15 protein-coding genes are annotated in these 19,261 nt (G+C 61.1%); 10 read left to right on the top strand and 5 right to left on the bottom strand.

Annotation, left to right across the window (positions count from 1 at the left end; translation table 11 throughout):
- Positions 1-39 precede the first annotated feature (39 nt).
- The gene (locus GC121_RS15085; protein WP_151975499.1) at positions 40-795 is read left to right on the top strand and encodes an SDR family NAD(P)-dependent oxidoreductase; all 756 of its coding nucleotides are present in this window, start codon (positions 40-42) and stop codon (positions 793-795) included.
- A 34-nt stretch (positions 796-829) separates the two neighbouring features.
- A complete protein-coding gene (locus tag GC121_RS15080; RefSeq protein ID WP_151975498.1) occupies positions 830-1,861 on the top strand; it encodes a sugar kinase in 1,032 nt (343 codons plus the stop codon).
- Between the two features lie 186 nt (positions 1,862-2,047).
- Here the strand turns inward: GC121_RS15080 and GC121_RS15075 are convergent, their stop codons facing one another.
- Positions 2,048-3,913: an ABC-F family ATP-binding cassette domain-containing protein gene (locus tag GC121_RS15075; protein WP_151975497.1), complete on the bottom strand. Its 1,866-nt coding sequence runs from the start codon at positions 3,911-3,913 to the stop codon at positions 2,048-2,050.
- 261 nt (positions 3,914-4,174) lie between these two features.
- Positions 4,175-4,957 (bottom strand): citryl-CoA lyase, encoded by a 783-nt coding sequence (locus GC121_RS15070; protein WP_151975496.1) that lies wholly within the window; start codon positions 4,955-4,957, stop codon positions 4,175-4,177.
- A gap of 91 nt (positions 4,958-5,048) precedes the next feature.
- On the opposite strand from GC121_RS15070, the gene GC121_RS15065 reads away from it, so the two are divergent.
- The 6 genes from GC121_RS15065 to GC121_RS15040 all read left to right on the top strand — a co-directional run bounded on the left by GC121_RS15065 (position 5,049) and on the right by GC121_RS15040 (position 11,967).
- Complete coding sequence (locus GC121_RS15065) at positions 5,049-6,185, top strand: CaiB/BaiF CoA-transferase family protein (RefSeq protein ID WP_151975495.1); 1,137 nt, start codon at positions 5,049-5,051, stop codon at positions 6,183-6,185.
- 2 nt (positions 6,186-6,187) lie between these two features.
- Entirely contained in the window at positions 6,188-7,003 is an 816-nt protein-coding gene (locus GC121_RS15060; RefSeq protein ID WP_151975494.1) for an IclR family transcriptional regulator C-terminal domain-containing protein, read from the top strand.
- Between the two features lie 134 nt (positions 7,004-7,137).
- Complete coding sequence (locus GC121_RS15055; protein WP_234421291.1) at positions 7,138-9,324, top strand: TonB-dependent receptor; 2,187 nt, start codon at positions 7,138-7,140, stop codon at positions 9,322-9,324.
- A gap of 110 nt (positions 9,325-9,434) precedes the next feature.
- Positions 9,435-9,983: a VOC family protein gene (locus GC121_RS15050; RefSeq protein ID WP_151975492.1), complete on the top strand. Its 549-nt coding sequence runs from the start codon at positions 9,435-9,437 to the stop codon at positions 9,981-9,983.
- 18 nt (positions 9,984-10,001) lie between these two features.
- Positions 10,002-10,814: an alpha/beta fold hydrolase gene (locus GC121_RS15045; RefSeq protein ID WP_199857896.1), complete on the top strand. Its 813-nt coding sequence runs from the start codon at positions 10,002-10,004 to the stop codon at positions 10,812-10,814.
- Positions 10,815-10,839: 25 nt separating this feature from the next.
- Positions 10,840-11,967, top strand: a complete 1,128-nt coding sequence (locus GC121_RS15040; protein WP_151975490.1) for a cobalamin-independent methionine synthase II family protein — start codon at positions 10,840-10,842, stop codon at positions 11,965-11,967.
- A gap of 71 nt (positions 11,968-12,038) precedes the next feature.
- On the opposite strand, the gene GC121_RS15035 is transcribed toward GC121_RS15040, so the two are convergent.
- The 3 genes from GC121_RS15035 to GC121_RS15025 all read right to left on the bottom strand — a co-directional run bounded on the left by GC121_RS15035 (position 12,039) and on the right by GC121_RS15025 (position 15,316).
- Positions 12,039-12,782: an SDR family NAD(P)-dependent oxidoreductase gene (locus GC121_RS15035; RefSeq protein ID WP_151975489.1), complete on the bottom strand. Its 744-nt coding sequence runs from the start codon at positions 12,780-12,782 to the stop codon at positions 12,039-12,041.
- A gap of 145 nt (positions 12,783-12,927) precedes the next feature.
- Entirely contained in the window at positions 12,928-13,977 is a 1,050-nt protein-coding gene (locus GC121_RS15030) for a LacI family DNA-binding transcriptional regulator (RefSeq protein WP_151975488.1), read from the bottom strand.
- A gap of 4 nt (positions 13,978-13,981) precedes the next feature.
- Positions 13,982-15,316 (bottom strand): MFS transporter, encoded by a 1,335-nt coding sequence (locus GC121_RS15025; RefSeq protein ID WP_151975770.1) that lies wholly within the window; start codon positions 15,314-15,316, stop codon positions 13,982-13,984.
- 181 nt (positions 15,317-15,497) lie between these two features.
- On the opposite strand from GC121_RS15025, the gene GC121_RS15020 reads away from it, so the two are divergent.
- Both GC121_RS15020 and GC121_RS15015 read left to right on the top strand, forming a co-directional pair.
- On the top strand, positions 15,498-17,966 hold the full coding sequence (locus GC121_RS15020) for a TonB-dependent receptor domain-containing protein (protein WP_151975487.1): 2,469 nt from the start codon (positions 15,498-15,500) through the stop codon (positions 17,964-17,966).
- A 144-nt stretch (positions 17,967-18,110) separates the two neighbouring features.
- The gene (locus GC121_RS15015; RefSeq protein ID WP_151975486.1) at positions 18,111-19,250 is read left to right on the top strand and encodes a glycoside hydrolase family 68 protein; all 1,140 of its coding nucleotides are present in this window, start codon (positions 18,111-18,113) and stop codon (positions 19,248-19,250) included.
- Positions 19,251-19,261: the final 11 nt, after the last annotated feature.

The raw sequence follows: 19,261 nt of genomic DNA, 5'->3' as shown, positions 1-19,261 counted from the left end.
TCCTCTCCATCACATCCAATCACCGGACAAGGAATACACATGGGCAGTCTTACAGGGAAAACCGCAATCGTTACCGGCGGCAGCCGCGATATCGGGCGCGCCATTGCGGTCCGGCTGGGCAGCGAAGGCGCTAATGTCGTCGTCAATTACAACAGCAATCAGGCTGATGCGGATGCGACGGTGGCGGCGGTTGAAGCGGCGGGGGGCAAGGCCATTGCGGTGAAGGCCGATGTGACCAAGGCGGCCGATGTCGATGCTTTGGTGCAAGCTGCACAGGCCGCGTTCGGGGAGGAAATCCACGCACTGGTCAACAATGCGGGCGGTCTGGTGGCTCGCAAGACGCTGGCCGAAATGGACGAGACCTTCTTCAACCATGTTATCCAGCTAAACCTCACCAGCACGTTTCTCGCCTGCAAGGCAGCGGTGCCGCATATGCAGGCAGGCGCGGCGATTGTTAACCTGTCCTCGATAGCCGGGCGCGATGGCGGCGGGGGCGGGGCGATTGCCTATGCCACGTCCAAAGGCGCGGTGATGACCTTCACCCGCGGTCTCGCCAAGGAGCTCGGGCCGAAGGGCATTCGCGTCAACGCGGTCGCTCCGGGGATGATCGCCACTACCTTCCACGACACCTTCACGCCTGATGCGGTGCGCGAAAACGTGGCCAATGCCACCCCGCTCAAACGGCAGGGCGCAGCAGGTGAAGTGGCCGATGCGGTATTTTATCTGATTTCCCAGAATTCTGCCTTTGTCACCGGTGTCAATTTGGATATAAACGGCGGCCTGGCCTTCTCCTGATCGCGCTGCGCGGTCGCATTTCACGGGACTTTCGATGACTGACTTTCTCTCCTTCGGCGAAATCATGCTGCGGCTGAAAACGCCGGGACACGAGCGCTTTTTCCAATCGCCGCAGTTCGAAGCGACCTTCGGTGGCGGCGAAGCAAATGTGGCGGTGGCGCTGAGCAATTACGGTCTGGATGCCGGTTTCGTCACCGCGCTGCCCGACAATGACATTGGCGAAAACGCGATCATGGAATTGCGCAAGTTCGGCGTCGACACCGCGCATATCAGCCGCTCGGGGGAGCGTGTGGGGATCTATTTCCTCGAAACCGGATCGAACCAGCGCCCATCCAAAGTCGTGTATGACCGCGCCAATTCCTCGATCTGCAATGCCAGCGCGGATGAATTCGACTGGCCGACCATTTTCGCAGGCGCCAAATGGCTGCACATCACCGGCATTACCCCTGCGCTAAGCCAGTCCGCCGCTGACCTCTCCATGGCTTGTGTCAAAGCGGCGAAGGAAGCGGGGCTTACCGTCTCCTGCGATTTCAACTTCCGCGGCAAGCTGTGGAAGTACGGCAAGAGTGCGCCGCAAGTGATGCGCGAACTGGTGAAATATGTCGATGTCGGCATCGCCAATGAAGAAGACTGCCAAAAGTCGCTCGACATCACGGTGGATGTCGATGTGGAATCGGGCGAGCTTGATACCGCGAAGTATGAGGCGCTGGGCCAGAAGGTGCTCGATATCTATCCCGATATGCACACCATCGCGATCACCCTGCGCGAAAGCCTGAGCGCGGATCGCAACAATTGGTCGGCCTGCCTGCGCACGCGCGATCACGGCTTTATGCTCAGCCGCAAATACGAGCTGACCGATATTGTCGACCGTGTGGGCGGCGGGGACAGCTTTGCTTCGGCGCTGATTTACGGGCTCAACGCCTATGAAGACCGGCAGCAGAGCCTTGAATTCGCGGTCGCGGCATCGGCGCTCAAGCACACGATCATGGGCGATTTCAACCGCGTGACAGTGCCCGAAGTCGAGAAGCTGATGTCCGGCGATGGGTCAGGCCGCGTCCAACGGTGATCTGTTTCAATTTCGTTGTGCTTAGGCCGAGTGGTTGGCAGCAGCCATACAGAGACGCCGCACTGCCGTGGGGCGTCGCTGGTTCTCTGGAGGGCTCTGCAAGAGCAAATGCCAAGGCTGGCGCAATTGGCGTAATCAGCTAGGGCAGGGCGATGCCTCGTCCCAAGAAGCCCGCCAGTCCGCAGTTCAGAGTGCTGAAGCGCCTTCGAGCGCCTCGCCTGCGGCAAGCCACTTCGCTTCGGCCTCTGCCATCCGCGCGGACAATTGCGCGCGGTCGGCGAGGAGCGTTTCCAGGCGCTTTGCACCGGCTCCCTGCTGGGTCGCGGCGAGATCAGCAATCTCCCGGTCCAAGCGCTCCGCTTGTATGGTGAGCTGTGCTAGAGCTTTTTCCGCCTTCGACAGTTCGGACCGCAGATACTTTTCCTTCGCACGATCGTTACTAACAGGCGCAGGCTTGGGCGTGGCGGGCTTCTTGGCAGGCTTCGGCTGGTTCCGGCCCAGCACGAAGTCGATATAGTCTTCCATGCTCCCGGCATACTCGCGGGCAGTGCCGGCATCGACCAGCACCAGCCGGTCAGCGGTGAGTTCGACCATGTGGCGATCGTGGCTGATAAGGATGACCGCGCCCGAATAGTCATTAAGCGCATGGATCAGGGCTTCGCGCGCATCCACATCGAGGTGGTTGGTCGGTTCGTCGAGGATCAGCAGATGCGGCGCATCATATGTGATCAGTGCCAGCGCCAAGCGTGCCCTTTCCCCGCCAGACAGTTTTTCGGTCTTCGTTTCGGCGCGCGATCCGGAAAAGCCGAAGCGGCCCAAATGCGCCCGCACTGCGCCGGGCGTTTTGCCATCCATTGCGCGGGTCATCAGCTCTAGCGGTGTTTCTTCGGCCGCCAGTTCTTCCACTTGGTATTGGGTGAAGTAACCGACCTTCATCCGGCCGGGCGCATTCACCTCGCCCTCGGCAGGAGCCAGCTGTGCGGCAAGCAGGCGCGCCAGCGTGGTCTTGCCATTGCCATTGCGCCCCAGCAGGGCAATCCGGTCGTTGGCGTCGATGCGCATATTTAGCCGCTGCAACACGCGTGGGGCATCGCCATAACCGACCGCCGCATCATCAAGCGTAATCATGGGCGAGCGCATTTCGGCAGGATCGGGAAAATCGAACACAAGCGTCGGATCTTCCATCAGCGCGGCGATGGGCTGCATCTTGGCGAGCATCTTGGCGCGCGATTGCGCTTGCTTTGCGGTTGAGGCGCGGGCGCTGTTGCGGGCGACGTAATCCTGCAACTTGGCCCGCTGCGCATCCTGTGCGGCCTTGGCCGCCGCCAGCTGCGCCGCCCGTTCGGCGCGCTGGCGCTCGAACGAGTCATACCCGCCGGGGTAGAGCGTCAGCTGCCCGCCCTGCAGATGCAGGATGTGATCGACCACATTGTTCAGCAGGTCACGCTCGTGGCTTATCACGACCAATGTCGCCGGATAGGACTTGAGGAAGTTCTCCAGCCAGAGCGTGGCCTCGAGATCGAGGTGGTTGGACGGTTCATCCAGCAACAGGATGTCGGGCTGGGAGAACAACAACGCGCCCAGCGCAATGCGCATTTTCCAGCCCCCCGAGAAGGTATCGACCGGACGGTTTTGCATGGCCTCGTCGAACCCCAATCCTTTCAGGATTTTCGCCGCGCGCGACGGAGCGCTGTAGGCGTCGATGGCCAGCAACCGCTCGTGCACTTCGCCCAGCCGGTCAAGATCGGTGCAGGTCTCCGCCTCCGCCATCAGTTGCTCGCGTTCGCTATCTGCCGCCAGCACGATCTGTTCGGGCGTCATCGCGCCGCTGGGTGCTTGCTGTGCGATATAGCCGATCCGGGCGCGCGACGGCTTGGAAATTTCGCCGTCATCGGGCTCGATTTCCCCAATCAGTGCCTTCATCAGCGTAGACTTGCCCGCGCCATTGCGACCGATCAGGCCCACCCGCGCGCCCTGCGGCACGGTTGCGCTGGCGCGTTCAAGTATGGGCCGGCCGCCAAGCCGGACAGTGAGGCTGTCGATCGTAAGCATAGGCGGCCCTTAGCAGCGCGCCCGCACGATCCCAATGAAATCTCTGCTCGCATCTGCATGGCAGCGTTGATTGGTTAGCATTTGCGGTTAGGGAGAGATGTTTAGACGGCCCTATCCGTGCGCCCCTCAAGCTCGGAGCCAATACTGGGCGTGATGCGCTAGCTGGTCATCCGCACCGGCATTGCGTTGCAAAGGTCTTGCGCCGGCAATCTTAAGAGCGCTGCCGTTCGGCCAGTTGCCCGGATAGCCAACCAACCGGCTTCAATCCGTTTCAAACCCGATCCGCGCGGCCGCAGCGCCACTCATGATGAAGCCGATGGGGCGTTCGGTCTCTTCTTGCAGGTGGCCGATCAGGCTGGCGGTGCGGGCGAGGAGGGATATGCCTTTGAGCGCGGCAAGCGGGAAACCGGCATCCAGCATCACCACGGGGATCGCGCCGTTCACGTTGATCGGCAGGCTGCGTCCAATGGTATCGGGCAGAACGGTCTCGATCGCGCGGAGCATCCGCACATGGTCGGCAGAAGCGCCCTGTTCTTCGGCGATGGCGAGCAGGCGATGCGCGCGCGGGTCACCGCCCGAATGTTGCGGGTGGCCGAAGCCGGGAATGGGCTGCTTCTCCGCGCGCAATTCGGTGATGCCGATGCGTGCGGCTTCTTCGAAACTCAGGCCTTCGGTCTGCGCGCGCGTGATGCAGGCGGCGTAGAAGCGGCCTGCGACCTCGGCGCTGCCCAAAACCACCGATCCGCAGCCGAGCAGTCCCGCAGCGACCGCGCCGTGGAAGGCTTCGGGCGCGGCGGCGTAGGTCATGCGCGTGGCGACCACGCTGGGCACGAGCCCGTGCTCGGCAATCGCGCACAGGACAGCGTCAGCGAGCAGTTTCTGCCGCGCATCGGGCATGGTGCCTGTTACCAACAGCCAGAAATAGCTGGTGAAGTCGACTTTTCCGATCACCTCGTTACACAGATCAAGGCCGCGCACGGTGATGCTGGTAGCATCTGAAGCGCAGATCGAAGTGACGGCGTTATCCTGCTTGCCGATGCGCATAGCGGATTTCCTTTTCGTTAAACGAAGTTGATTTCGGTATGCGAAGAATATATGCCCTCCGCAAAGTCAAGTGTCAAATCGGGAAACGCGGATGCCGGTCAAGCCTCTACAGGATATCACAGTGCTCGAAATGGGCACTTTCATCACCGGGCCTGCCGCTGGGATGCTGTTGGCCGATCTGGGCGCCAAAGTCATCAAGGTTGAAAAGCCCGGCCTGGGCGATCCGTTCCGCAGTTTCAAAGGCGGCCTCTACAGTCCGCATTTCCAGACCTACAACCGCAACAAGCGGTCGATCACGATTGATCCCAAGGATCCTGATGATCTTGCGATCCTCGACCGGCTTGTCGAAACGGCCGATGTCTTCATCCAGAATTTCCGCCCCGGCGTGGCCGACCGGCTGAATGTCGGTGCGGAACGCTTGCAGGCGATCAATCCGCGGCTGATCTACGCCTCCATTTCCGGCTTCGGCAGTTCCGGCCCCGACCGTGACCGGCCCGCTTTCGACACCGTGGCGCAGGCCGCTTCGGGGTTCCTCCGCCTGTTCGTCAATCCCGAACATCCGCGCGTCGTTGGCCCGGCGGTTGCCGATGCGATGACGGGGTTTTACACCGCGCTCGGCATCCTCGCCGCGCTGCACGAACGCGGGACGACGGGGAAGGGGCGCGCGGTCGAGACGTCCATGTTCGAGGCGATGTGCCACTTCAATCTCGACGATTTCACCCATCTGCTGTCCGCTGATGAAGTGATGGGGCCGTATAGCCGCCCGCACGTATCGCAAAGCTATGTCTTCGAATGCGCGGACGGGCAATGGCTGGCGTTGCATATGTCTTCACCGCCCAAATTCTGGGAGAATCTGGCCAGCGCCGTGGGGCGGACTGATATGCTGCAATTGCCTGCCTTCGAAAGCCGCGAGGCGCGGATTGCGCATTACGAGGATGTCGTGGCGTTCCTGGCACCGATATTTGCGACGAAGCCGCGCGCCTATTGGGCCGACGAACTGACGCGGCTGGAAGTGCCCAATTCGCCAGTGCGCACCTCGCAAGAAGTGCTCGACAGCGAGCAGGCGCGGCATCTGGGGATCGAAGTGTGCGATCCGGATGGGCCGCACGGCGAATTCCGCACCATCCGCTCGCCGCTCAGCTTCGATGGTGAACGGCCAAACACCGTGCTTGCCCCGCCCGTGCTGGGCGAGGGCGATGCGGAGATTTGCGGGCGCAGGAGGGACTGACGATGGGATTTGAGGGAAAACATCCGGCCACCAAGGATCCGGAGTTTCTGTCCACGCTGGAACGCGGGATGCGGGTGCTGAAGGCGTTTGACGAGGACGATCCCGAAATGACCCTCAGCGAAGTCGCAGTGAAAACCGGCCTGCCGCCCGCAGTGGCCCGGCGTTGTCTCAAGACTTTCCTCGAACTTGGCTATGTCGCGCAGCACGAACGCAAATTCCTGTTGCGGCCGGCGGTGCTGACCATCGGGTCGGCCTTCCTCGCGTCGATGCAGATCGAGCAGGTGGTGCATCCGGCTTTGCAGCATTTGCGCGACCAGACCGGCGACAGCGCTTCGCTGGCGGTGCTGGCGGGCAACGAAATCCTATATGTCGCGCACGTTTCTACCGACCGCCGGTTCCGGCTCGCGGCCAATGTGGGCACGCGCTTCCCGTTTCATGCGACCTCGCTCGGCAAAGCCATGGCCGCCAGCCTCCCTGCCGGAGAGCGCGATGGGCTGCTGGCGCAGGCGCCCTACCAACGGTTCACCGAACGCACAGTGACAGACCGCGCCGCCATCGAGGAGCGGTTCGTGCTGATTGCCGAGCGGGGGTATGATTCCGCGCTCGACGAGCTGGATTACGGCATCGTTTCGGTGGCTGTCCCGATCTACGGGCGCGAGCGCAAGGTCGTTGCCGCGATCAACTGTTCCACCTCCACGACCCGCATTTCGCAGGATGAACTTGTGCGCACCCGTCTGCCGCTGTTGCGCGGTGCGGCGAGCGAGATCGAGGGGGCGCTGAAGCGTTGGCCCGCCCTTGAGGCATCGCTCAAACCATAGTTTTCGCATATCGAAGTTGACTTCGCATTACGAATTTCATATTCGCTGCATCGGTCCAGAAGAGTGATTCCACAGAGGCGCGCGCACGCGCCCGTTCGGGAGAGAATGAAATGAAGAGGTTGGACTCTACTTTTGTGAGTTTTATCGCGCTTGGCGCTGCCGCCCTGTGGGCCGTGCCCGCCACTGCGCAGCAAGCCGATCCGGAGACCGGCGAAGAGGCCGAAGCCGATGGCAACACCATTGTCGTTACCGCGCTGCGCCGTGACGAAAGCCTGCAGGATACGCCTGCCGCGGTGACCGCATTCACCGCCGAGTCGATCGAAAACGCCGGCATCCAGCGCCCGGGTGACTTCATCGCGCTCACGCCCAACGTCAATCTCGTCGAGACGCAGAACGCGGGCAACGCCTTCGTCATCATTCGCGGGATTACCCAGAACCGCAATTCCGAGCCTTCGGTCGCAGTGATTGTAGACGGGGTGCAACAAGTAAACCCCGCGCAATTCAACCAGGATCTGTTCGATATCGAGCAGATCGAAGTGCTCAAGGGGCCGCAAGGTGGCCTCTATGGTCGCAACGCCATTGGCGGGGCGATTATTATCACCACGCGCCAACCGACCAGCAATTTCGAAGGCAATATCACCGCCGGGATCGACAATGGCTTCGGCTATTTCCTCCGCGGCGGGGTGAGTGGCCCGCTGGGCGAAGGCGCGTTCTTCCGCGTGGCGGGTTCGTGGTATGAAACCGACGGCTTTATCGAAAACACCTTCCTTGGCGAAGAGGCCGATCCGGTGCAGGATTTGAGCCTGCGCGGCAGTCTGCTGTTCGAGCCGACCGACCGTTTCACCATCGATCTGCGCGGATCAATGAACCAGCTGCGCACGCAGGGCCTCTATTATAACATCGTTGGCGATGTGAACGACATCGCCGATGTGCGGGTGAACAATCCGGGCCAGAACGACCGGGATATCTACAACGTCGCGCTGCGCGCCGAGTATGAAGGCGACAATGTCGTCTTCACCTCGGTCACTTCGTATGACACGCTGGAGGAAATCCTCACGGGCGACGCCTTCGACTTCCTGCCGATTGAAGATTCGTTCTTCTTCAACCTGTTCGAGACCATTTTCGGCGCGGGCAACGGGTTCGATCTCAACCAGGCGCAGTTCCTCGATGTGGAGGCGTTCAGCCAGGAAATCCGCTTGGCCTCGCCCGATGACGGGCGCCGCTTCAACTGGATGGTGGGCGGCTATCTGATCGATACCGAACGCTTCATCTCCACCGGCAATATGGTGGACACAGGGAATGGCGTGTTCCCGGTATTCCGCACCCCTGCGACCAATCCGCTGAACCCGCAATTCACCTTCCTGTCGGACGGGCAGAGCAATTTCGCCTGGGCGCTGTTCGCCAATGCCGGATATGAAATCTCCGAACAGCTGCGCATCGATGCCTCGCTGCGGTATGATCGTGACCGGCGCGAACAGACGACGCTGACGCCGCAGGCCTTCCTCCCGGTGGTGCCGGGGGTTCCGCAGGCGCAAAGCGGCGAAGTGCGCACGCGCACTTTCGATGACTGGCAGCCGAAGATCACGCTGACCTATGAGCCGACCGACGAGCTGACGCTGTATGGCGGATACAGCCGCGGTTTCCGTTCCGGCGGTTTCAACCAGACGGGCGTGGGCGCGGAAGCCGTGGCCAACGGGATTGTCGGCGTCGGGGACATTTTCGAAGCCGAAACCGCCGACACGTTCGAACTCGGCTTCAAATCGGACTTCGGCCCGTTCCGCCTGAACGGTGCTGCCTATTCGACCACGTCGGAAAACAGCTATTTCTTCGTGTTCCTGGCCGCATCCTCCACACAGAATCTTGGCAATATTCCCGAGGTTAGCTTGCAGGGTTTCGAACTGGAAGCGACGGCGGAAATCCTTCCCGATCTCGACGTGAACGCCGCATGGGGTGTGACCTACAGCAATATCGAAGAATTTGCCGATCCGTCGGTGATCGGCAATGAAGCGCCGCAGATCTCGCGCTCCACGGTCAATCTGGGGATGCAGTATGACGGGCCGATCAGCGACTCTGTCGATGCGCTGCTGCGTGTCGATTTCCGCCGCACGGGCCGCACATGGTGGGAGCCGTTCAACACCACCGTGCGCGATCCGGTGAACATCGTCGATGCCCGCGCCGGCCTGCGCTTCAATGATGTCTCGATCACCGCCTTCGCGCAGAACCTGTTCGACGAGACGTATAATGCCGAGTTTTCGCCCGGCGGCTTCGTTTTCCGAGCGCGTCCGGCGCGTTACGGGGTGGAAGTGGGATACCAGTTCTAGGCTAGCGGGGCGGATATGGCAGGCGGCTATCACTGGTGATAGTCTGCCTGCCGTTCCGCGCTGAGAGCGCTTAGTTTGTTTGCAACATTACAACCGACGAGGAAGCCGTCATGAGCGACAGAATTCTTGCCAACCGTCTTCACCACACCGCCTATGTCACCAAGGATCTGGAAGCGACCCGCGCCTTTTATGAAGACGTGCTCGGCTTCCCGCTGATGGCGACCTATTGCGAAAAGGACGAACTGTTCGGCAAAGAGCGCACCTATTGCCACTGCTTCTTCGAGCTGGCCGACGGCAGCGCCCTGGCCTTTTTCCAGTTTGCCGATCCTGAAGACCAGGCCGAATTCGGGCCGGAAATGCCGTCAAGCCCGTTCATCCACGTCGCGCTCCATGTCGAGAAGGCCGGGCAGGACGAGATTGAAAAGCGCATCCGCGATGCCGGTATCACTGAGCCGCAGACCTACACGCTCGAACATGGCTATTGCCGTTCGGTCTATGTCACCGATCCCAATGGCATGATCCTCGAATTCACGCATGACGATCCGCGCGCCGAGCCGCTCGATGCCGAGCGCCGCGCGAATGCGCATGGCGATCTGGCGCGCTGGCTGGCGGGCAATCACGAAAACAACAATCCGTTCCGCGCCGCCGAAGCGGCCTGATCCTGCCGGATGGGCGCCATGGCCACCATTGCGCCCGACGCGCTGGACATGGTCTGGCACGGTGAAGTCGCTGTCGGCGACGGCATCGTGCCGATTGCCATGGCGGGGGAGGGGCCACCGCTCATCCTGCTGCATGGCTGGACGCTGGATTGGCGGATGTGGTTGCCGCAAGTGGCCGAACTTTCGCGCAGCCATTTGCTGGTGATGCCCGACCGGCGCGGCTTCGGCCGCTCCACCGCTCCGCCCGATCTGGCGCGCGAGGCGGACGACATTCACGCCATCGCCAGCTTCTTCGGGTTCGAGCGGTTTGCGCTGCTGGGGCTGTCGCAGGGTGCGGCCATCGCGCTCGATTACGCCCATCGCCATGCGGAGCGGCTGACCAGCCTGATCGTCTCCGGCGCGCCCTTGCCCACGCTGGTGGAGCGGGACGAAGAACTTGATCTGGCGCAATATGAGGCATGGGCCGCAGCGGGCACGTGGGAGCAGATGCGCAGCGACTGGATGCGCCATCCGTTGATGCAATGCTCCAATGCGCAAGTTGCAGCGCTGCTGGAACAGATCGTGGCGGGGTATGACGGACGCGACCTGCTCGCTCCCTCGGTTCTGCCCGGCGTGCCCAAAGAGGTTCTGGCACATCTGTCCACGCCTTGCCTCGCCTTGACCGGGACGGGGGACAGCCCGTGGCGGCGCGCCTGCGCCAAGGCGCTGGCCGGAACGGTGCCGCGCGGTTCGCATTGCGAAGTGGACGCAGCAGGCCATCTCGCCAATTGCGACAATCCCGCAGCTTTCAACGCCATTGTGCGTGATTTCTTGAACAAATGCGGCGCGTAGAGCCGCGCAAACACGGGCGATTTTCATGAGCGCAGGACGTTTTCTCACCACCCATGTCGGCAGCCTGCCGCGCCCCGAATATCTGCTCGACCTCGTCTTTGCGAAGGAGGAGGGCGCGGACATAGTCGAAAGCGATTTCGACGAAGCCGTTGAGCGCGCCACGGCCCATATCGTCCATCGACAGAAAGCAGCCGGTGTTGACATCATCAACGACGGCGAGATGTCGAAGCCCAGCTACGCCACCTATATCAAGCATCGCCTGTCGGGATTTGGCGGTGAGGCGGGGCAGTATGAATTCCAGGATCTGGAAGATTATCCCGGCGCAAAGGCGCAAGTCTTCGGCAATAAGGGACGCGCCAAACGTTCCGCCCCTGCCTGCACCGCGCCGATTGAAGTCATTGATATGGACGCGCCGCGACAGGATGCCGAACGCTTGTCCCGGCTTGCCGATGGCCATGCCACATTCATGTCCGCCGCGTCCCCCGGTGTCACCGCGCTGTTCTTCCCCAACCAGTATTACGAGAGCGACGAGGCCTATGTCTTCGCGCTCGCCGAAGGGCTGCGGCACGAATATGAGACGATTGCGGCAGCGGGGATCACGCTGCAGGTCGATTGCCCCGATCTCGCCATGGGCCGCCATGTGCAGTTTACCGAGCTTTCGCTGGAGGAGTTCCGCAAGCGCATCGGCATGAACATCGCCGCGCTCAACCATGCGTTGCAGAATATTCCGGCAGAGCAATGCCGGATGCATCTGTGCTGGGGCAATTATCCCGGGCCGCATCACTGCGACGTGGCGCTGGGCGAGATTGCGGACATCGTATGGAGCGCGAAGCCGCAGACCGTGCTGCTGGAAGGGGCAAACCCGCGCCACGCGCATGAATTCGCCTTTTTCGAAAGCAACCCGCTGCCTGACAACAAGATCCTCTGCCCCGGCATGGTCGAGCCGCAAAGCCCTTACATCGAACACCCCGATCTGATCGCCCAGCGCATTGGCCGCTATGCCGATTTGCTCGGCCGCGAGCGGGTGCTGGCGGGCGTAGACTGCGGTTTCTCGGTGCACGCGGGCAGCAACAGCCTCGATCCGGAGATCGTCTGGGCGAAGCTCGCGGCACTGGCGCAGGGCGCTGCGAAGGCTAGTAAGGTCTACTGGTAGACCTTACTAGCTGTGCGCTCACTCGCATAGTGGGCGTTTGGAACTCTGGCCCTGCGAGAGCCAGACCAAAGCTAGAACCGAGAAATCGCCCCGCCGCAGACTTTCAGGCCCGCGCCGTTGACATAGCTGGCGCTTTCATTGGCAAGGAAGAGCGCGGCGGCAGCGACTTCCTCGGGCTCGCCGATACGGCCCACGGGTGCCTTCTCCTCCCAATACGCGCGGAACGCTGGGTCAGACATGGCAGGCGCAGCCAAAGGTGTCATGATGGCACCGGGCTGAAGGTAATTTGCCGTGATGTTCGATTTGCCAAGGTCCGCAGCGAGCGACTTTGTAAAGCCGGCAATCGCATGCTTGCTGGTGCCATAGGCACACAAAGACGGCCCGCCAAAGTCAGACATGATCGAACCCACATTGATGATGCGGCCCCAGCCGGACGCTTTCAGATGCGGGATAGCAGCCTTCGTGAGCAAGAAGGGGGCCGTCACATTGATGGCTATGGTCTGGTTCCAGCTGTCTATCGTCTGGTCTTCAACGGTACCTGGCAGGCAGACACCGGCATTGTTGACCAGAATTTCGAACTTGGAGAAGCGAGCCAAAGCCGTTTCGACAATGCGGGCAGGGGCATCGGCCTCGGTGATATCCACCACCAGAAACGCGAGCGCGTCGCCTTCAACCAAACCGGTGCCGTCGAAGCTGTCACGATCGACAGCGAGAACGCGCGCACCCTCGCTGAGATAGAGGCGGGTAATGGCGAGGCCAATGCCGCTTGCGGCCCCCGTGATAATAGCTGTTTTGCCAGCAAGCTGCGCTGCCATTCGATTGCTCCTCTCGTGTTGCTTTTCCGGTCAAGACTGTAGGAATTTTGCGCGCAAGACAATCGCGTCTTGTGACAGAGCCAGCGTGGTGCTCAGAAAATTTGCGGGTCTGCCATCGGAAAGAGGCAAGAGCCAAGGCGGGGCTCTACGCCGTTCCTCTGACCACCAGTCGTGGTGGTAGCACGAGGCTTTCGGTCGCCTCGCCTTTCAATCTCCGCAGCAACAGTTCGACCAGTCCCTGCGCGCCCGCCATAATGTCCTGATGGATCGTGGTCAGCGGCGGGATCGTCTGGCTGGCGATGGGCAGATCATCGAAGCCGACCAGCTTGATTGCGTCCGGCACTGCGATGCGCAGGCGCCGCAATTCTTGCATTGCGGCAAAGGCAATGCTGTCGCTCGCGGCAAAGATCCCGTCGATTTCGGTGTGATGGCGGGAGAGGAATCCGGCGATTTCCTTGCGCGTCTGTTCGGGAGAGAGATGGGTGGAAACGGCGCGGAGCGAGGCGCCGAGTCTGCTCGCCACATCTTGTGCCCCGGCGAAGCGGGCGGCAAATTCGAACGGAGCGGTGTCGCCCAGAAATGCGATCCGCGTGGCACCTGCTGCGATCAGCCGTTCGGTGGCGAGCCGCCCGCCAAGCCGGTTGTCCGCGCCGACTACGCAATGCCGCTGCCCTTCCTGATGGTTGCCCCATACGACCATGGGCAGATATCCGTCCGCCACTTCCTCGATCCGCTCGAACTGGTTGGACTGGCCGATCACGATTACCCCGTCGATCATGCCCGAACCGATGAACCGGTCGAGCCAATCCTCGTCGCGTTCGGGGACGACGCGGCGGAGCATCAGGTCGTAACCCTTTTCGGTCAGCTCGTCCGCCAGATGGCCGAGCAAGGTCATAAAAAAACTGTCCGAAATCTGCTGGCGTCGATCATGGCCCAGCGGAATGATCACGCCAATCACTCCGGTTTTCTGTCGCCGCAGCTTGCTCGCCATCTGGTTGGGCTGGAACCCGTATTCGCGCGCCAGAGCCTGAATGCGGTCACGCGTTTTGGTGTTCACGAGCGAGTTACCGGCAAGCGCACGCGATACAGTACCAGCAGAAACGCCTGCGATATTCGCCAGATCGGTGAGCGTGCGAACCGCGCGAGGGGCCTTGGGCCGTATCTCCAGCTTTTCGTCCTCGATCACCGAAATCATCCTCCTAGGCGGCAATTGTCTTCTGCTGGCGCGGCACACGGTGGCCGGCATCGACAAACAGCGTCGCGACCGCACCAAGCAGCATTAGCGCGCCGCCGAGCAAAAGCACATTGCGCGGATCGCCGCCAAGCAGGGAATTGTACATCAGCGGCATGGTGAGCGTTTGGAATAGCATCGGCACCACGATGAACATATTGAAAATACCCATATAAATGCCGTTACGTTCTGCCGGGATCGAGTCTGCCAGCATCACATAGGTGTTGCCCATCATCCCCGCCCAACCGATGCCGATGCCGAGCATCAACACGAACAGTGCGGCCGGGGTCTCGACGCCGGGGATCAGCAGCATGGCGATGCCCGATGCGGCCAGGCACACCGCATGGACAATGCGCGCTCCCATCCGCGCGACAATCGGGATGAGCGCCAGCGCACCGAGGAACGCGACAAAATTATACAGAGCGCCTGCTTGCTGCGTGGTCAAGGTTGCATCGCGGAAGGCCGCACTCGATGCGTCGGACGTGTCATAGATCGCGCGGCCCACGGCGAAGGTGATGTACTGCCAATAGGCGAACATGGCGTACCACTGGCACAGCATCGCAAGCGCCAATTGCCGCATCGGTTTGGGCATATCGCGGATGGCATCGCCGATTTCTCCCAAGGTCGCGCGCACCGTCATGGGCTTGGCGTCGACCACGGCCTGTTCCTCGGGTTCCAGGGGCAATTCCGGCACCCGCCAGATCGACCAGACGATTGTGCTGATGGAAAGAATTGCGCCGATAACGAAGGCGATGCGCACGATCACCGGAATGCCGTTATCGTCGAGCACATCCTTCGCGACAAACGCCGTCAGCAGAGTGGGGGCAAGGTAGGAGAGCGTCTGTGCAAGCCCGGTAAAAGCGCTTTGGGTGAGGAAGCCGACCGAGCGCTGGTCCGGCAGCAACCGGTCCGCCACATAGGCGCGGTACGGCTCCATCGTAATGTTGTTGCCCGCATCGAGTATCCACAGCAGGCTCGCCGCCATCCACAGCGTGCTGGAATAGGGCATCAGGAACAGGCAGATCGTGCAGATGATTGCGCCGATCAGGAAGTAGGGCGTGCGGCGGCCAAAGCGCGAACTTGTCCGGTCGCTCATCGCGCCGACGATTGGCTGGATGATCAGCCCCGTCATCGGCCCTGCCAGCCACAGCAGCGGCATGGTAGCCTCATCCGCGCCGAGAAATCCATAGATCGGCCCCATGTTCGCCTGCTGCAAGCCGAAGCTGAATTGCAGCCCGAAAAAGCCGATGTTCATTTCGATGATTCGCAGCAAAGAGAGCCGCGGTTTTCCGCCAATCGTCATCCTATGCATCCTCTTGAACGGCCGCTCTTCCGGCACCGTGTGGCGATCTTGTGACACAATGATCGCTTGTTTGCAAACGATTGCAAAATGATTGTTGCAATCGTTTGCAACGGCCTTATGCATAATAGCGACTCGCTGGCCGCAAGAAGCCATTGCGACGTTTGGATGAGGAGCTTGAGAAATGAAATTCAGCCATGCTTTGGCCTTTGGCGTCGCGCTTTCGGCCTTTTCGACACCCGCCTTTGCGCAGGATAACGCTGCTGGGGCGGAAGACCCTGACACCGAAGAGAATGTCATTTTCGTCACCGCCGTAGCCCGCGGTGGCAACGAGTTGGAGACTTCGGTCTCGCTCAGCGTCATCGATGCGGATGCGATCGCCAACGTCAATCCAAGCTCCTCGGCAGACCTGATCCGGCAAATCCCCGGCATCCGTTCCGAAGCGTCGGGCGGCGAAGGCAATGCCAACATTGCTGTTCGCGGTATCCCTGTGTCCACCGGCGGTGCGCGTTACCTGCAATTGCAGGAAGACGGGCTGCCCGTGCTCGAATTCGGCGATATCATTTTCGGCAATGCCGACAATTTCTTGCGCGCAGACCGAAGCGTGGGCCGCGTCGAAGCGGTTCGGGGCGGCTCTGCCTCTACCTTCGCTTCCAACGCACCGGGCGGGGTTATCAACTTCATCTCGAACACGGGCGAACGCGAAGGCGGTGCCATTGCTGCAACGCTCGGTGTCGATTTCGAGACCTATCGGCTCGATTTCAACTACGGCGCCAGCCTGACGGACGACAGCTATTTCCACATCGGCGGCTTCTATCGCACCGGCGAAGGCAATCGCGATACCGGCTATAATGGCAACAATGGTGGCCAGATCCGCGCTAATTTCACGCAGGAATTCGAAGGCGGCTACATCCGCATTTACGGCAAATATCTGGATGACAGCACGCCCACGATCCTGCCGCAGCCGGTATTTGTAGGCGGCACGGGTGCCGATCCCGAATATCAAGGCATTGCCAATTTCGATCCGCGTTCGGATTCGCTCTACAGTCGCTACATCACCACCGCGACAACGCTGGACGGGGACAACAACCCGACCACGTTCAATCTGCACGACGGCCTCTCGGTCCAGTCGGCAGCGTTCGGGCTTGAAGCCGAAGTCGAATTTGCCGATGGCTGGGTGCTGACCGAGCGGTTCCGCTTTGCCGACAATTCGGGCAGCTTCGTCTCCCCGTTCCCCGCCAGTGCTGGCAGCGCGCAATCCATTGCAAATGGCATTGGCGGTGCGGGCTCGACCATCGAGTTCGCCAGCGGCCCGAATTCGGGAGCAGTGGCCAATGCGGCAAGCATTGGTGGCAATGGCTTGCTCACCAATGTGGTGTTGTTCAACACCCGCCTCAACAGCCTCGACAATATCTCGAATGATCTGCGCATTTCGCGCGACTTCGATTTCGGCGGCGGTTCGGCGACGTTCCTTGCCGGCTTCTACGGCTCGCGGCAGGAAGTGAACACCGACTGGCTGTGGACTTCCTTCGTGCAAACGGTGGAAGGCGACGGCAATTCGGTGCTGGTCAATATCCGCGATGCGGGTGGAAATCTGGTCACCCAGAATGGCACCGTTGGTTTCAGTGCCAGCTTCTTCGGTAATTGCTGCCGCCGGAATTACGACATCAATTACAACACCTTCGCCCCGTTTGCATCGCTGTCACTCGAACTCGGCGCGCTAACGCTGGATGGTAGCATCCGCTATGATTTCGGCTCGGCTGATGGCACCATCACCGGCAGCGATAGCGGCTTCGGGAGCGGCATCACCTCGTTCGATTTCGACAATAACGGCACGATTGACGCAGCAGAGGCGAACACCGCCGTGTTGCCGCTGAACAATGCCCGCCCGGTCAATTACGATTACGACTTTGTGTCGTTCTCGCTGGGCGCCAACTATCTGCTGACCAATGATTTCTCGGCCTTTGCGCGTTACAGCCAGGGCGGCCGTCACACGGCTGACCGTAGCCTGTTCGCCCCAGCGGTTAGCACCACCGACGGCAGCCTGTCGGGCGGGGACGAAGGCGTGATCGCCAATGTGAACCAGCTGGAAGGTGGTCTGAAGTATCAGGGCGATGCGCTGCGGCTCTATGCCACACTGTTCTACGCCCAGACCGCTGAAACCAACGTGGAAATTGCGCCGCTCGAACTGACCGACAACGAATACGAAGCGATTGGTTTGGAGCTGGAAGGCGGATATTCGGTCGGCCCGTTCTCGCTCAATGCCGGTTTGACGTGGACCGATTCCGAAATCGTCGATGCCAACAATCCATCGATCATCGGCAACACGCCGCGCCGCCAGGCCGATTTCGTCTATCAGGCTACCGCACAGTATGAGGATGACTTCTTTACTGTCGGTGCCAACCTTGTCGGCACGACGGAAAGCTTCACGCAGGACAATAACGATCTGGTGTTGCCCGCCTACAATCAGGTGAACGCCTTCCTGGCGGTGCGCCCGCTTGATCGGCTGGAACTGGCAATCAACGCCAACAACCTGTTCGATAGCGTCGGCTACACCGAGGCGGAGGAAGGTTCGATCCCGGGCAATGGCATCGTCCGCGCCCGTTCGATCGCTGGCCGCACGATTTCCGCTTCGGTCCGGATCGATTTCTGATCTGCTGATGCGGGTCGCAATGGGTGGCGGACAACTCTCCCGTGTCCGCCGCCCAAACCCTTTTCTTGCAACGATTATACGTGGATCGATTGTTCGATCATCGTCTGATCGTGTAACCTCGATCTCATGGGAAAAGCAGAACTGATGTCCGCGCCCGTGCAATCCATTCGTGAAGCCGATGCAGCGGCGAGCAAGTGGCCTGCCGAAGCGCTCCTCGCTTTGCGCTTAAGCGAGGCAAATCAGGCACCGGAGCTTGACGCGGCTGATGTGCAGTTTGTTTCGCCCGAACTCGACATATGGGATGCGTGGCCGCTGGCCGATGCGGCGGGCCAGCCAGTGCCTTGGCGCGGCGGCGAATTGTGGTTCGCGCTCGCTGCACCGCGCGGGGGCGATCCCGAGGCGCGCCATCACCTCGCGCGCATCCACAGTTTCCACCGGACGTGGAGCGGTTTTGCCCACCTCTCCGCCGTTTTGCCTCCCGCGCTTTCTCCCGGCGCCCGCGAATGGTCAGGCTCGGCCCTGTTTGAGGCTGGAACAGTGACATTGTTCTTCACCGCTGCCGGACGGCGCGGGGACGATACGCTGACCTTTCATCAGACCATCTATGCAACGCGCGCTGCCATGCAGCCCGATGGCGATTTCGGCGAATGGTCCGTTCCGCAAGAGATCGTGGCGGCCGATGGCCTGCATTACCGCCCGGCGAACGAAAATCATGGCGAACCCGGCAAGATCAAAGCCTTCCGCGATCCCGCGCATTATCGTGATGCGAACGGTAAAGACTATGTCGTGTTCACCGGCTCTTCCGCCAGTCATCCGGGTTTGCATGATGGCGTGATCGGCATCGCCAGCGACAATCCGGACGGTACCTTCACGCCGATGCCGCCGCTGATCGATGCGGTGGGAACCAGCAATGAACTGGAGCGCCCGCATATCGTTGCGCATTGCGGCTTGCTCTATCTGTTCTGGTCTACCCAGAGCTCGGTCTTTGCGCCGGGCATTGCCGCACCCACCGGGCTGTATGGCGCACGCGCGGCCTCTCTGGCCGGGCCGTGGACATTGCTCAATGGCAGCGGCCTTGTCATCGGCAATCCGCCTGAACGACCGCGCCAAGCATATAGCTGGTGGGTGCTGCCCGATCTTTCGGTCACGAGCTTTGTCGATTACTGGGGAATCAACAAGGTTGACGGGGCCGATGTGAGCGCGCGGCGGGCACAGTTTGGCGGCACGTTTGCGCCGTTCCTGCAATTGGCGCTCGATGGCGACCGTTCGCGGCTGGTGGGGTAAGGGACAATAGC

This window comes from Erythrobacter sp. EC-HK427, assembly GCF_902498745.1.
Taxonomy (GTDB): Bacteria; Pseudomonadota; Alphaproteobacteria; order Sphingomonadales; family Sphingomonadaceae; genus Alteraurantiacibacter.
The sequence above is the reverse complement of the archived record's forward strand: the minus strand, read 5'-3'. Positions and strand labels throughout refer to the sequence as shown.

Bases quoted from the DNA above. Each gene is read 5' to 3' on its own strand.
- GC121_RS15065 (WP_151975495.1), top strand. From the start codon at position 5,049: ATGCCGGTCAAGCCTCTACAGGATATCACAGTGCTCGAAATGGGCACT.
- GC121_RS15075 (WP_151975497.1), bottom strand. From the start codon at position 3,913: ATGCTTACGATCGACAGCCTCACTGTCCGGCTTGGCGGCCGGCCCATA.
- GC121_RS15070 (WP_151975496.1), bottom strand. From the start codon at position 4,957: ATGCGCATCGGCAAGCAGGATAACGCCGTCACTTCGATCTGCGCTTCA.
- GC121_RS15080 (WP_151975498.1), top strand. From the start codon at position 830: ATGACTGACTTTCTCTCCTTCGGCGAAATCATGCTGCGGCTGAAAACG.
- GC121_RS15045 (WP_199857896.1), top strand. From the start codon at position 10,002: ATGGCCACCATTGCGCCCGACGCGCTGGACATGGTCTGGCACGGTGAA.
- GC121_RS15085 (WP_151975499.1), top strand. From the start codon at position 40: ATGGGCAGTCTTACAGGGAAAACCGCAATCGTTACCGGCGGCAGCCGC.
- GC121_RS15060 (WP_151975494.1), top strand. From the start codon at position 6,188: ATGGGATTTGAGGGAAAACATCCGGCCACCAAGGATCCGGAGTTTCTG.
- GC121_RS15030 (WP_151975488.1), bottom strand. From the start codon at position 13,977: ATGATTTCGGTGATCGAGGACGAAAAGCTGGAGATACGGCCCAAGGCC.
- GC121_RS15050 (WP_151975492.1), top strand. From the start codon at position 9,435: ATGAGCGACAGAATTCTTGCCAACCGTCTTCACCACACCGCCTATGTC.
- GC121_RS15035 (WP_151975489.1), bottom strand. From the start codon at position 12,782: ATGGCAGCGCAGCTTGCTGGCAAAACAGCTATTATCACGGGGGCCGCA.
- GC121_RS15040 (WP_151975490.1), top strand. From the start codon at position 10,840: ATGAGCGCAGGACGTTTTCTCACCACCCATGTCGGCAGCCTGCCGCGC.
- GC121_RS15025 (WP_151975770.1), bottom strand. From the start codon at position 15,316: ATGACGATTGGCGGAAAACCGCGGCTCTCTTTGCTGCGAATCATCGAA.
- GC121_RS15020 (WP_151975487.1), top strand. From the start codon at position 15,498: ATGAAATTCAGCCATGCTTTGGCCTTTGGCGTCGCGCTTTCGGCCTTT.
- GC121_RS15015 (WP_151975486.1), top strand. From the start codon at position 18,111: ATGTCCGCGCCCGTGCAATCCATTCGTGAAGCCGATGCAGCGGCGAGC.